Below are 13,479 nucleotides of genomic sequence, written 5' to 3'. Positions count from 1 at the left end.
TATTCTGGACATTCCCTACCCCAAGGAGCCCCCATGGCACCCTCTCCGTTCCGGAGCGCCGCAGTCGTCTGCGGCATCGTCACCGCATCACTCGCCTTCGGCGTCCTGACCCCCGACGTGGCGACCGCCGCGAGCGCGGACGCCCCGACCTCGTCCCGACCGTCCGCGTCCGACGCGGTGTTCGTCCCCGACCTCCCGGTCGACCCCCTGCTCGAGTCCCCCGCCATCTCGAGGATCGAGGACACGTTCGCCGGTTCACGCGCGGTGACGGGGTTCGCGGGGACCGACGACGTGTACCTGCTCGACGGGGACGAGACGGTCAGCCGATGGGCCGGCGGCCAGGGCTTGTTCCTCCTCCGCGCCCTCGACAAGTACCGCGACACGGGTCTCGACCTCGTCCGCGTCCACATCGCAGCCGACGGCACGGCGACACGGACGGAGCGCATCCCGCTCCCGCGCACGCTCCGGGTCGACGGACTGCGGGCGGAGAACCGGTTCGTCCCGGGCCCGAAGCGGTTCGAGGGCACGGCGACCGTCGGCGCGACGATCACCGCGACGGACACCGTCACGGGTACCACGCTCTTCAGGACCGAGGTCCCGTCGGCCCGCTCGGCCGTCGGTACCTGGAGCGCCGAAGCCGACCTGACCGCGGGCGACCACACGATCACCTTCAGCCAGACGCTGCCGGACGGCCGGAAGAGCACGATCGAACGGGTGGTCTTCTCGGAAGGCACCGGTGCGACCCCTGCTGCTCCGCAGGTGCAGCCGTCGGAGCGCCGCCTCGACGGGGACTTCACCCTGTGGGGCGCGGTCGACGACCGGACGGTCGCTGTCGAGGTGCGCACCGCCGGGGGCACGAGCGTCGGCGAGACACGGGTCGTCGACGGGGAGTTCGTGGCGACGGTCCCGCAGGAGCACCTCGGTGCCACGCTCGAGGTCGTCGGGATCTCCGAGGACGGCTCCGAGTCCCCCGCGACACGGGCCGAACTCCTGCCGCTCGCCGTCGACCCGGACGTCGAGGCGCCGGGTGTCCGCGACGTCAACGTCCTGCCGAACGGATCGATCCAGCTCGTCGGCGACGTCAAGAGGACGGCCGGGCTGCAGGTGCTCGACGGCGATGTCGTCGTCGCGCACATCCGTCCCGACACGGCCGGGTGGAGCTTCACGATCGGCCAGGCGCACACCGGGCGACAACTCGACCTCGTCGCGCTCGCCTTCAACGGACAGCACTACTCCGCGACGTCCGAACGCCTGGCACTCCCGCGCCTGCTGCAGGTCGACGGCATCCATCAGCAGAACGAGTACACGCCCGGCACACGTCGGTTCAGCGGCTCCGCCGAGGCAGGCGCCACGGTCGTCGCGACGGACCAGCACGGCGCAGAGCTCTTCCGTACCCGGGCGGTACAGACCCGCTCCGGCGTCGCCGCGTGGTCGGCGTCCGCCGAGCTGACCAGCCGCGACGGGTACGAGGTGACCTTCACGCAGACGACGGCCGACGGCCGGACCTCGGTCATGCAGGACATCGCCTTCACCCCGGCGACGGACGAGACCCAGCCGATCGAACCGGCCACGGTGCAGACGGAGGCCGTCTCGGCTGGCGCCCTGAACACCTTCACCGGCACCGCCACCCCGAACGCCTCGATCCGCGTCCTCAACGCCTGGGGCACACAGATCGTCCCCGGCACCGTCACCGCGGACGAGGACGGCGACTGGAGCTTCCAGCGCGTCGTCTCCACGGGCGCCACGAAGTTCGACTTCGTCATCGAACAGACACTCGACGGCACCGTCGCCACCAGCCGCGTGTTCAGCATCCGCGCATCCTGACGTGGCGGGCCCGGCCGTGGTGCACCTCCCCGGCCGGGCCCGTCGCCGTGATCAGCTCGTCACGACCGCGCCACCGCGCGCGAGGTCTACCCGAGCGTTGCCCCAGTCGTTGTCCGACACGTGGAACCGGTTGTCCGGATCCCCGAACCGCACCGCGACCGCCAGCGCGGGTTGCGTCACCGCGAAGGCGTTGTGGTGGATGGATCCGTCGTTCGCACCGGCACGGATGTTCACGCCGACGCGGGTGCCGCTCACACCACGGACGGAGTTGTTCCGGGCGACTGCGGCCGCATTCGAGTGGACGAGGCAGATCGCGTTGTCGGCACTGGACCGCACGCGGTTGCCGTCGAGCACCATGCCACGCGTCAACTTGACCAGGATGCCTGCTTCCCCGCCGCCTCCGTATCCGGTCACGACGTTCCCGATGACCCGTCCGGTCGCGCGGGGACGCGTCGATCCGACGGTCGTGCCGGCACCGCTGACCAGGATCCCGGAGCCTGCGGGCAGCCCGGGGCCGCGCGTGACGACGTTGTCGGCGATCACCAGGTCGATCGGCGCAACACTCGTCTGCGTCCGGTCGTCGGGGTCCTTCGACGGCACGGCCGCGATGCCCACGCGGCACGCCGTGACGACGTTCCCGCGGATCTCGATGCCCTCGCCGGCATGGGTGTCGATGCCCTCCCACGCCGGGACGCCGCTGACGTGGTTGTCCACGACCCGGACACGCGCCGACCGCCGCGTGACGTCGGGCGTCGCGGTCGCATCCCGCGTCAGCGCGATCCCGTACGAGTTCACGCGACCCCGGGGCTGCCGGACGTCGGACACCCGGTTGCGGTCGATGACCCCGTCCACCACACCGACGCCGAGCACCCCCGCGTACCCGACACGGTCCATCGTCGTCCCGGTCACCCGGAAGTGATCGCAGTACTCGAGGTGGACGCCGTCGTGCGGCAGGTCACGGAACCGACCGCCTCGCACCACGACCCCGCGGAGTGGTGCCAGCCGGTCACCCATGACGGCGATCCCGTGGCCCTCGCCCCCACTCTCGCTGCCGACTCCGCGGATGTCGGCATCGTCGATCTCGACACCGGACGCCGTGACGACCACTGCGGTGGCCGTGGTGACCATCCTGATGCGTCCTTCCTCGGTGAACCGGATGCGGACGGGGCGGTCCACCACGAGACTCCGGGAACGCACCCACTCGCGGTCGATGACGATCGCACCGCCGAGGGGAACGGCCCGCAGCGCGTCCTGCAGGACGTCCTGGTCAGCGTCGTCGGCGGCTCTCGTCGCGGTCGTCCTCCCCACCGCACCCAGGAGCGCAGCTCCACCCGCCAGCGCCGCGGCCGCCGTCAACAGCGTGCGGCGGCGAACGGTGCAGCTGCTCGCAGGGCCACCGCCCGGTGTTCGGCTGCGCATGGCCCCTCCCCGAAGACACTCGACCAGGCGGGGTCGCCGTGGGTCGCCACCCCACCGTAGGGGCACGAACACCGCTCGTTCGAACACTCCACATGTCGCGGCGGGCCCATCCCGTATCGGCAATGCGCACCATCGTCGATGAAGCTTCACGTCTGATATGTTGCCCGAAGCCGGCAGAGCCGGCCCGGCTCGGCACCTGTCGATCCGGACTCAGTGACGAGGAAGACGAACGCATGACGAGAACACCCCGTTCGATCACGGCAGTCGGTGCCGCAGGGTTGACGGCCCTGACGATCGCTGCTGCCGGCCTGACACCGGCACAGGCCGCATCGACGCACGAGACAGTCCCCACCCTGGTCGGTCCCCTGGTGACGGAGACGTCCGCCTTCGCCGGCGACCCGACGACGCCGACCTTCGGCTCACCGACGGTCGTGGCCGCCGGGCAGGAACTCCCGGCGAACCGCACCCGCACCCTCGAAGCCGCCCGGGCCGCCGCCGTGCGGTGGGTCATCCCCGCCCCCGGCGCGGTCACCACCGTCCGCCCGGTCTCCGCGCCGGAGCTCTGCCTGACGGCCGGCACCGCATCGATCACCAGCTCCTCCCCGGTCACCCTCGAGACGTGCGAGCCCGGGGACGCCAAGCAACGGTTCCGGACGGCTGCGAACTCGGGCTCGAACAACCCCGTCGGCACCGGCCTGCAGTCGACGTACAACCGCGGTTTCCTCGGCCTGTTCAACACCGACGGCGTGATGCGGCTGCAGTCACAGAACGTCGCCGACCGTGTCCCCACGATCGAGGACTTCGTGCCGTCCTTCAGCGCGTCCGTCGCCTCGGTCGACGTCCTGTCCCGCAGCGCGCAGCTCTCCGGCACCGGGACGCCGTCGGCCACCGTGCTGATCGACGGTCGGAACCCGCAGCGGATCGACGCCGACGGGCGGTGGAGCGCACGGGTGACGAACCTGCCGCTCGGCACGAGCACGCTCGCCCTCGAGCAGTACGAGGGCACCGAACGCACCGCCACGGCCGACCTCGACGTCACCGTCACGGCCGCGCCGTTGACGATGGAGACGACCATCGAGCCCGACGAGCGCACCGAACCCGCGACCGCCTTCGGCACGGCACAGCCCGGTGCCGAGGTCCGGCTCTTCGGTCCGACGGGAGCCCAGCTCGGTACGTCCGCCACCGCCGACCCGGACGACGGTTCCTGGAGCATCACGATCCCGGCGCCGGGGACCGGCGGGGTGCTCCGGGTGACGGGGGCGCAGTTCATCGACGGCGCGCGCGACACCGAGCACGAGGTGGAACGTGACGTCGACTACGGCGCAGCGGTCAGCATCAGCACCCCTGAGGACGGCGACGCGCACCGCGGTGGCCCGGTCTCGATGTCGGGCGGTGGAGAGCCGGGATCCTCCGTCGAGGTCCTCGACGTGTCCGGCGACGAGGACCGCGTCGTCGGCCGGAGCGACGAGGGCGTCCTGCCGAGCGGTCGCTGGTTCGTCGAGACGGACGACCTCGACCGCGCCGAGCACGTGCTCCGGGTCGTCCAGCAGTCGAAGGGCGCGAACACCACGGTCGCCGAGGTCACCATCAACCCGGGCGCGACCGGACGCCTGACGCCCGCGCGTCTCTCCGGTCCGGAGACCGTGATCCCCGGGGTCTCGAACCGGTTCTCCGGCACCGGCGAACCGGGGGCGTCGTACCGCGTGCTCAACGCGTCGGGGACGCAGATCGTGCCGGGTACCCGCACGGTCGACGAGGACGGCAACTGGAGCTTCGACCGCGTGGTGACGGCCGGCGCGATCAAGTTCGAGTTCGTGATTGAGCAGACGAAGGACGATCAGGGCCCGGAGACCTCCGACCTGTTCAGCATCGACGCGAACGAGGGCCTCGATCCGATCATCGTCGACACACGCGCGGTCGACCCGGGCGAGGTGAACACGTTCCAGGGCTCCGGTCCGGCCGGCGCGACCATGCGCGTGCTCAACGCCTCGGGGACGCAGATCGTGCCGGGGACGGTCGCGGTGTCCGAGGACGGTGACTGGAGCTTCCAGCGCGCCGTGTCGCGTGGCGCAACGAAGTTCGAGTTCAAGCTCGAGGTCTCGGTGTCCGGCGTGCAGTACACGTCGTCGCTCTACACGGTGTACGCGAACACCCGCTGATCACCGCGCGCACAGTTCGCCCCCGGGATCGGCGATCCCGGGGGCGACGTGTCCGCGCAGAGCCGTCAGCGCGGCCCGCGGTAGAGGACGATCTGCGTGTTCCGCTGGGGTCGTGCGCCGGCGCGCAGCGACACCGCAGCCCCCGTCGTCGTCGCCGCGAACACGCGCGCACCGGGACGGTTGATGAGCTGGTCGGCCAACGCCGACTCGAGCTCGCGCACCCGGTCGCGGAGTTCCTTGTTCTCGTTCTCCAGGTCGAGCACCCGCCGGATCCCCTCCAGCGACACCCCCTCGGAGCCGAGGCGCGCGATCTCGCGCAGCTGCGCGACGTCGCGCATGGAGTAGCGGCGGGACCCACCACGGGTGCGCCCCGGCACGACCAGGCCGAGCCGGTCGTACTGGCGCAGCGTCTGCGGGTGCATCTCGGCGAGCTCCGCCGCCACCGCGATCGCGAAGACGGGCGAGTTCTCGTCCATGTCGGTCATGGCGCGTTCCTTTCCGTCGTCCGCGGGGTCCTGGAACCAGTCTGGAGGAACGGTGCGGCTTCCTGACGGAGCCGCACCGTTCCTCCAGACCGGGTCTACTGCTGTGCTGGCGTGACGCTAGTCACGCGCTTTCGCGAGGAGGTCCTCGCGAGGGTTCTCGTCGGGCAGAGCGGCCGCGAGCGCCTCGACGGCCTCGCGCTGCTTGTCCGACAGGTGGGACGGCACCGCGACCTGGACGGTCGCGAGCAGGTCACCCGTGCCGTTCTTGGTCGTGACGCCGCGGCCCTTGACGCGCAGGACACGACCCGACGGCGTGCCGGGAGCGACCTTGAGCTTCACGGGCGAACCACCGAGCGTCGGCACCTCGATCGTCGCGCCGAGCGCCGCCTCGGTGAACGTCACGGGGACGTCCACGCGCAGGTTGAGCCCGTCGCGCTCGAAGACCGGGTGCTTGCGCACCGACACCTGGACCACGAGGTCACCGGACTCCCCGCCGTCGGGCGAGGGTTCGCCGCGCCCGCGCAATCGGATCTTCTGCCCGTCCGCGACCCCCGCGGGGATCCGGACGTTCACCGGCCGGCCGTTGCCCTGCGACAGCTTGACGGTGTCACCGGCGATGGCCGTCGTGAAGTCGAGGGTCGTCGACGCCGTGACGTCACGACCCTTCGTCGGCCCGCCGAAGCCGCGGTAGCCGCCGGAGGTCTGACCGAAGCCACCGCCGCCGCCGAACATCCCGCCGAGGATGTCCTCGAACCCCCCGGCACCGCCCGCGCCGCCCTGGCCGAAGCGGACGCGCTGTCCACCGCCGCCCTGCTGCCCGAACATCCCACCGAAGACGTCCTCGAACCCGCCTTGGCCTCCGCCACCCGCGGTGAAGCGAGCGCCGGACCCCATGGCACGGACCTGGTCGTACTCCTGACGCTGCTCCTTGTCGGAGAGCACCGAGTACGCCTCACTGATCTCCTTGAATCGGTTCTCGGCGGCGGCGTCACCCGGGTTGGAGTCCGGGTGGAACTGCCGCGCGAGCTTCCGGTACGTCTTCTTCAGCTCGGCGTCGGAGGCATCCTTGGACACGCCGAGGACCTTGTAGAAGTCCTTGTCGAACCAATCCTGACTGGCCATGGATCACCTGCCTTCTTCTGTCGTCGCCACGGGGACCCGGCTCAGGCCGGGACCGCCACCGCGACCTTGGCCGCGCGGAGCACGCGTTCGCCGAGCTTGTAGCCCGGCTCGACGACGTCCGCGACGGTCTGTCCGGTGGCGCCCGGTGTGGGGAGCTGGACGATCGCCTCGTGGATGTTCGGGTCGAACGCCTCGCCCTTCTCGCCGATCTGCACGAGCTTGAACTTCTCGAAGCCCCCGCGGATCTTCTGGCCGATGACCTGCATCGGACCCTCGGCGAGGTCACCGTGAGCCTCGGCACGGGTGAGGTCGTCGAGCGCGGGGAGCAGTGCCCGGACGACCTCGGCGATGGCGACCTCGCGGTTGGCCTCGCGGTCACGCTCGACGCGCTTCCGGAAGTTCACCAGCTCGGCCTGCGCACGGAGCATGTCCGCACGCATCTCGGCGACCAGGTCGCGGTCCTCGGTGCTCAGCTTGTCCTCGGCGATGCCGCGGGCGGCGTCGGCGAGCAGGGCCTCGTCCTCCGGGGAGAGGTCGTTCGCCGCGTCCACAGCCGGGCCCCCGGCGGCGGGGCCGTCCGTCGGCACTTCGACGTCGGGCCCCTCCGCCTCGATGAGGTCCTCGGGCTCCTGCGCGTTGGTGGCGTCGCCTTCGACCTGGGGCTCGCTCTCCTCGGGCACGTTGTCCTTGGGATCCGTCATCGTTACTTCTTGTCCTTGTCGTCCTCGTCGTCCACGACCTCGGCGTCGACGATGTCCTCGTCGTCCGCCTGCGCCTGGCCGTCGGCGGTGGGCTGCTCGCCACCGGCCGCGGCGCCCGCGTCCTGCTGCGAGTAGATCGCCTGACCGAGCTTGCCCTGCGACTCGTTGAGCTTGTCGAAGGCGGTCTTCACGGCGTCGTCGTCCTCGCCCGCGAGTGCGGACTTGAGCGCGTCGACGTCGGCCTGCACTTCGGACTTGACGTCCGCGGGGAGCTTCTCGTCGTTCTCCTTGATGAGCTTCTCGATCGAGTAGACGAGCTGCTCGGCCTGGTTGCGGCGCTCGTTGGCCTCGCGACGGGCCTTGTCCTCGGCGGCGTGCTCCTCGGCCTCGCGGACCATGCGCTCGATGTCCTCCTTCGGCAGCGACGAGCCGCCGGAGATGACCATCGACTGCTCCTTGCCCGTGCCCTTGTCCTTCGCGGACACGTGCACGATGCCGTTGGCGTCGATGTCGAACGTGACCTCGACCTGCGGCACGCCACGGGGAGCCGGCGCGATGCCGGTGAGCTCGAAGGTGCCGAGCGGCTTGTTGTCACGGGTGAACTCACGCTCGCCCTGGAAGACCTGGATCGCGACCGACGGCTGGTTGTCGTCGGCGGTCGTGAAGGTCTCGCTCCGCTTGGTCGGGATCGCGGTGTTGCGGTCGATGAGCTTCGTCATCAGGCCGCCCTTGGTCTCGATGCCGAGCGACAGCGGCGTGACGTCGATGAGCAGGACGTCCTTGCGCTCGCCCTTCAGCACACCGGCCTGCAGCGCGGCGCCCACGGCGACGACCTCGTCCGGGTTGACGCCCTGGTTCAGCGACTTGCCGCCGGTCAGCGACTTGACGACCTCGGCCACGGCGGGCATGCGGGTCGAGCCACCGACGAGCACGACGTGCGCGATGTCGTTGACCGAGACTCCGGCTTCCTTGATGACGTCGTTGAACGGCTTCTTCGTGCGGTCGAGCAGATCGGAGGTCATCTGCTCGAACTGTGCGCGCGAGATGGTCTCGTCGAGGTTCAGCGGGCCGTCGGCGGTGAGCGTCAGGTACGGGAGCTGGATGTTCGCCGACATCTGCGACGAGAGCTCCTTCTTGGCCTGCTCAGCCGCTTCCTTCAGGCGCTGCTTGGCGATCTTGTCCGTGGACAGGTCGACGCCGTGCTCGTCCTTGAACTTCTTGACCAGGTGGTCGACGATGCGCTGGTCCCAGTCGTCGCCGCCGAGGCGGTTGTCGCCGGAGGTCGCGCGGACCTGGATCGTGGAGAAGTCGTCGTCCTTGCCCACCTCGAGCAGGGAGACGTCGAACGTGCCGCCACCGAGGTCGAAGACCAGGATGAGTTCGTCTTCCTTGCCCTTGTCGAGGCCGTAGGCAAGCGCGGCAGCGGTCGGCTCGTTGATGATGCGCAGGACGTTGAGGCCGGCGATCTCACCGGCGTCCTTCGTGGCCTGGCGCTCGGCGTCGTTGAAGTACGCCGGCACGGTGATGACCGCGTCGGTGACGTCCTCGCCGAGGTACTGCTCGGCGTCGCGCTTGAGCTTGCCGAGGGTCCGGGCCGAGATCTCCTGCGGCGTGTACTTCTTGCCGTCGATCTCGACGGTCCAGTCGGTGCCGATGTGACGCTTGACGCTGGCGATGGTGCGGTCGACGTTCGTGACGGCCTGGCGCTTCGCGGTCTCGCCGACGAGCACCTCGCCGTCCTTCGTGAACGCCACGATCGACGGCGTGGTGCGCATGCCCTCGGCGTTCGCGATGACGGTGGGCTCACCGCCCTCGAGCACGCTGACGACCGAGTTGGTGGTTCCGAGGTCGATGCCTACTGCACGTCCCATGTGGTGATGCTCCTCTTGCTAGGGGTAAGTCGTTGGACTTGCGTCCGATGGACTCAACTCTACTCGGGACCGCGGCGACGTCAACCCAGGAAGGCAGAAGTTGCGTCGAACCCACTCAACTCCCAGTAAGCAGTGGCGCACCAGTATGTGTATTTCACATGATATTCTGGATGTACATGCCGCGGCGCTCGTCGTCGCCCGCGTGCTTCCCTCCCGCACAGCCGCCGTCGCGCGGCTTGTCCTGAAAGATGCACATGTCTCACAAGAAGAGGGCCTCGACGGCCTTCAAGTCCATCGGCGCGGCCGGGCTGGCCGCCGCCACCATCGTCTCCGGGTTGTCTCTTGGAGTCTCCTCGGCCAGTGCGAGCGCGCGAGAACCAGCCGAGCGGGCAGCCTCGCGCGCGACGGATCTCGGCCGAGTTCCCTTGGTCTGGAAATCAGGCAACTCGTGGTACAGCCTTGTGCGTGACGGGAATTTGAAGCCCACAGCCTACGCAAGCGAAGCTGCGGCAGCCCAGGCGGCGTATTCCGAAACGTTCTTCAACGTGCGACTCAACGATGACGGTACGTTCCGGTTCGTCCAGGGCAGCAACTACTGCGCGTCCGATCAGTACCGCGCCAAGTACGGTACGACTCTATTCGACGCGGACTACGCTTGTGGCAACGGCACTGACACTTGGAGGCTTGCAAGCGGGGGGAAGATCCAGAACACCGCGACGAATCGCTACATCGGGCCGACTGCTTATATCATGCAGAGCAACGGGCACCCCTGGTACTGGATGGGTACCGGAAGCGGGTATCAATTCCCCGGTATCACTGAGCTCGTTGAGGCCGCGAAAACGCGGGCCCTGACTGCGGATGTGTCGTCGGTGGACAATATTGCGAAGTCGGCGGTGGTGTCGGGGACTGCAACGCCGAAGGGCACCGTCACGATCGGCAGCAAGACCGTGAACGTAGATGACAACGGCAAGTGGTCGATGACGGTCGAAGGACTGACGGCTGGTTCGAACTCGCTCACTGCGGTGCAGAAGGTCAACAACGTCAAGGTTGACGAAAAGCCCCTCACGGTGACGATCGTGGAGGGTGGCACCGTCGTCGGTGTCGACCAGGGCCCGGTCGAGTTGACGCGTGGCGAGAGCACGCGGGTGCCGATGGTCGTGCAGAACAACGAGTTCCGGGCCGAATGGGACGGCACGGTCGTCCTGAACGCGCCGGAGGGCACCACGTTCGATGGGCAGACCCGCATCGACGCGGAGTACGGCGGCGCGAGCGGTTCCACCTGGGAGCCGATCACGTCCATGCCGTTGACGAACGGCCGCTTGTCGAACGACGACAAGACGATCACGTTCGACGCAAAGTGGACCTCGGGTCACGGTGCGCCGGAGCAGTACCGGTACATGGTCAACGTCACCGCGGACGAGGACGCCGCTGCGGGTGCGAGCCAGATGGGCTTCGTGTTCGCCGGCAACAGCTCCAAGGGTGGCTTCCGTGCCGAGGGGAAGACGACCACGAACCTCGAGATCGCGCAGCGTGAGCTGACGGCGGCACTCGAATCGGTCGACCACGCTGCCGGCAGCGCGGTCCTCACGGGCACGGCGACGCCGGGTGCAACCATCGCCGTCGGTGAGCAGAGCACTACCGCGAACGAGGACGGCGACTGGAGCCTCGAGGTCACCGGCCTGGAGTCGGGTCCGAACAGCCTGCTCGTGGAGCAGAAGATCGGCGACGACACGGTCGACTCGAAGCCGGTCACGGTCACGATCAACGACGCCGCGATCGTCGGGCAGGACGGCGCAGCTGCAACCCTGCAGCGCGGCGAGACGACGAAAGTCGAGGCGCAGTTCCAGACCAAGGGCGACGTGTCCCGTCCGGATGCGCAGGTGACCTTCACCGCGCCCGAGGGCACCACCTTCGCCGAGGGGCAGAACACCATCGAGGGCTCCTACAAGCGGCCCGGTGAGGACTGGACGAACCGTTCCGCCACCCTCACCAACGGCGACCTGTCGATGGACGGCAAGACCTACACCTTCACGTTCAAGCCGACCAGCAGCACGTGGACCCTGCCGGACGCGTCGCTGCTCCGTTGGAGCATCGAGGTCGAGACGCCAGCGGAGATCGCAGACGGAACGCCCTCGATGACGACCACGCTCGCCGGTACGGCGGTCGAGGGGTCGTTCGACACGTCCAGCACCACCGCGACGACCATCGCCGCTCCGCTCACGGCGGCGGTGGACTCCGTGGACGACGACGCAATGTCCGCGGTCGTCTCCGGGACCGCCACGAAGGGTGCCGAGGTCTCCATCGGTGACCAGCGCACCACCGCCGACGAGACGACGGGCGCCTGGAGCATCACTGTCACCGGTCTGGAGGACGGCGACAACGAGCTCACCGTCGTCCAGAAGGTCAACGGCGTCGAGGTCGACCGCAAGACCGTCACCGCCACGGTCGAGCGCGACACCGAGCTCGCGCCGATCACCCTCTCGGGCCCGGCTTCGGTCACTCCGGGGCGCTCGAACACGTTCACCGGCACCGGTGAACCCGGCGCGACCTACCGCGTGCTCAACGTCTCCGGGACGCAGATCGTCCCCGGCACGCTGGACATCGACGAGAACGGTAGCTGGACGTTCAACCGCGTCGTCTCCAACGGCGCACCGAACTTCCGCTTCGTGATCGAGCAGACCAAGAACGGCAAGACCACGAAGTCCGAGCTGTTCACGATCAACGCCGCGGCGCTCACCCCCGTGACCGTCACGACGCCGGAACGGGTCACTCCGGGTCGCTCGAACACCTTCACCGGCACCGGTGAGCCCGGCGCGACCTACCGGGTGCTCAACGTCTCCGGCACCCAGATCGTCCCCGGCACGTTCGAGATCGATGCCCAGGGCAACTGGACGTTCAACCGGGTCGTCTCCAACGGCGCACCGAACTTCCGCTTCGTGATCGAGCAGACCAAGAACGGCCAGACCGAGAAGTCCGAGCTGTTCACGATCGCCGCCGCGGACTTCGCTCCGGTGACCGTCGCCAACCGTTCCGTCACCCCCGGTGTCGTGAACACCTTCTCCGGCACCGGTGAGCCCGACGCGAGCTACCGCGTGCTGAACGTCTCCGGCACGCAGATCGTCCCCGGCACGTTCGAGGTGGACGGGCAGGGCAACTGGACCTTCGACCGCGCGGTCTCCCGCGGTGCGACCGAGTTCCGGTTCGCCCTCGAGCTGACCAAGAACGGCAAGACCGAGCGCAGCGAGCTCTTCACGCTGCCGGCCGACACCAAGTAGCACCCCGGCCCCTCCCGTCCACGAGACGGGAGGGGCCTCCCTTCTTCCGCACGGCGTCAGCGCCGAACGAACTCCTCGGAGAGGAAACCCGATGAACACCACGCTCCGCCGCGGCCTCGCCGCAGCATCCATCGCCCTCGTCGCCGCGATCGGCGTCACGGCGTGCAGCTCGTCCGAAGCGAAGGACCCGAAGCCGACGGCCTCGAGCACGACGAAAGCGGCTGAGACCGTCTACAACGAGTGCATCGACGGTGCGGTGCAGCTCTGGGACGAGAACGCCGACTCCGACGAGACGATCACGACTGACGACTGCGCTGCGGCGAACCTCATCAGCTCCGACCGCACGTACGCGCTCGGCTCGGTCGGGACCATCACCGTCGAGGCCAGCAACGCCACCATCACCGTGTCGTCGACCAAGAAGGTCTTCTTCAGCGGCTCGAACAACACCCTCACCTACAACGGGGAGGCGCCCGAGGTCGACGACCAGGGGAAGGGGAACACCATCACGGCAGCCGGCTGAGTCCGACCGCCGACGGCACCGAGGAGGGGACGGGAGCAGTCTTCCCGTCCCCTCCTGCGCGCCGTATTGTTCTTTCAGATGTGATGTTTTACACTGGTGCCAC

Annotated in this window: 9 protein-coding genes; 4 read left to right on the top strand and 5 right to left on the bottom strand. The window is 68.9% G+C overall.

Translation table 11 applies throughout. The annotated features are described in order from the left end of the window. Positions 1 to 33 precede the first annotated feature (33 nt). Positions 34 to 1,824, top strand: coding sequence for a hypothetical protein (locus H7A73_RS02890; RefSeq protein WP_182064585.1), 1,791 nt, complete (start codon positions 34 to 36; stop codon positions 1,822 to 1,824). A gap of 51 nt (positions 1,825 to 1,875) precedes the next feature. On the opposite strand, the gene H7A73_RS02885 is transcribed toward H7A73_RS02890, so the two are convergent. Then, complete coding sequence (locus H7A73_RS02885; protein ID WP_182064584.1) at positions 1,876 to 3,132, bottom strand: right-handed parallel beta-helix repeat-containing protein; 1,257 nt, start codon at positions 3,130 to 3,132, stop codon at positions 1,876 to 1,878. Positions 3,133 to 3,476: 344 nt separating this feature from the next. Here H7A73_RS02885 and H7A73_RS02880 point away from each other — a divergent pair, with 344 nt between their 5' ends. Further along, positions 3,477 to 5,402: a hypothetical protein gene (locus tag H7A73_RS02880; RefSeq protein ID WP_182064583.1), complete on the top strand. Its 1,926-nt coding sequence runs from the start codon at positions 3,477 to 3,479 to the stop codon at positions 5,400 to 5,402. Positions 5,403 to 5,467: 65 nt separating this feature from the next. Here the strand turns inward: H7A73_RS02880 and H7A73_RS02875 are convergent, their stop codons facing one another. The 4 genes from H7A73_RS02875 to dnaK form a co-directional block, all read right to left on the bottom strand. Then, positions 5,468 to 5,878, bottom strand: a complete 411-nt coding sequence (locus H7A73_RS02875; protein WP_182064708.1) for a heat shock protein transcriptional repressor HspR — start codon at positions 5,876 to 5,878, stop codon at positions 5,468 to 5,470. Between the two features lie 126 nt (positions 5,879 to 6,004). Continuing rightward, on the bottom strand, positions 6,005 to 7,009 hold the full coding sequence (locus tag H7A73_RS02870; RefSeq protein ID WP_182064582.1) for a DnaJ C-terminal domain-containing protein: 1,005 nt from the start codon (positions 7,007 to 7,009) through the stop codon (positions 6,005 to 6,007). A 41-nt stretch (positions 7,010 to 7,050) separates the two neighbouring features. Further along, on the bottom strand, positions 7,051 to 7,710 hold the full coding sequence (locus tag H7A73_RS02865; RefSeq protein WP_182064581.1) for a nucleotide exchange factor GrpE: 660 nt from the start codon (positions 7,708 to 7,710) through the stop codon (positions 7,051 to 7,053). A gap of 2 nt (positions 7,711 to 7,712) precedes the next feature. Beyond that, positions 7,713 to 9,581, bottom strand: a complete 1,869-nt coding sequence (gene dnaK / locus H7A73_RS02860; protein ID WP_182064580.1) for a molecular chaperone DnaK — start codon at positions 9,579 to 9,581, stop codon at positions 7,713 to 7,715. Between the two features lie 896 nt (positions 9,582 to 10,477). Between dnaK and H7A73_RS02855 the strand changes: the two genes are divergently transcribed. Beyond that, the gene (locus H7A73_RS02855) at positions 10,478 to 12,856 is read left to right on the top strand and encodes a hypothetical protein (RefSeq protein WP_220456578.1); all 2,379 of its coding nucleotides are present in this window, start codon (positions 10,478 to 10,480) and stop codon (positions 12,854 to 12,856) included. 91 nt (positions 12,857 to 12,947) lie between these two features. Then, the gene (locus tag H7A73_RS02850; RefSeq protein ID WP_182064578.1) at positions 12,948 to 13,376 is read left to right on the top strand and encodes a DUF3060 domain-containing protein; all 429 of its coding nucleotides are present in this window, start codon (positions 12,948 to 12,950) and stop codon (positions 13,374 to 13,376) included. The last annotated feature ends 103 nt before the right edge of the window (positions 13,377 to 13,479 follow it).

Source organism: Curtobacterium sp. ME12, from assembly GCF_903970855.1.
GTDB lineage: Bacteria > Actinomycetota > Actinomycetes > Actinomycetales > Microbacteriaceae > Curtobacterium > Curtobacterium poinsettiae_A.
Note: the sequence above shows the minus strand (reverse complement) of the source record. Positions and strands in the feature narration are given on the sequence as shown.

Excerpts from the sequence above, each read along its gene's own strand:
- H7A73_RS02890 (WP_182064585.1), top strand. The coding sequence starts at position 34 with ATGGCACCCTCTCCGTTCCGGAGCGCCGCAGTCGTCTGCGGCATCGTC.
- H7A73_RS02880 (WP_182064583.1), top strand. The coding sequence starts at position 3,477 with ATGACGAGAACACCCCGTTCGATCACGGCAGTCGGTGCCGCAGGGTTG.
- H7A73_RS02875 (WP_182064708.1), bottom strand. The coding sequence starts at position 5,878 with ATGGACGAGAACTCGCCCGTCTTCGCGATCGCGGTGGCGGCGGAGCTC.
- H7A73_RS02870 (WP_182064582.1), bottom strand. The coding sequence starts at position 7,009 with ATGGCCAGTCAGGATTGGTTCGACAAGGACTTCTACAAGGTCCTCGGC.
- H7A73_RS02865 (WP_182064581.1), bottom strand. The coding sequence starts at position 7,710 with ATGACGGATCCCAAGGACAACGTGCCCGAGGAGAGCGAGCCCCAGGTC.
- dnaK (WP_182064580.1), bottom strand. The coding sequence starts at position 9,581 with ATGGGACGTGCAGTAGGCATCGACCTCGGAACCACCAACTCGGTCGTC.
- H7A73_RS02850 (WP_182064578.1), top strand. The coding sequence starts at position 12,948 with ATGAACACCACGCTCCGCCGCGGCCTCGCCGCAGCATCCATCGCCCTC.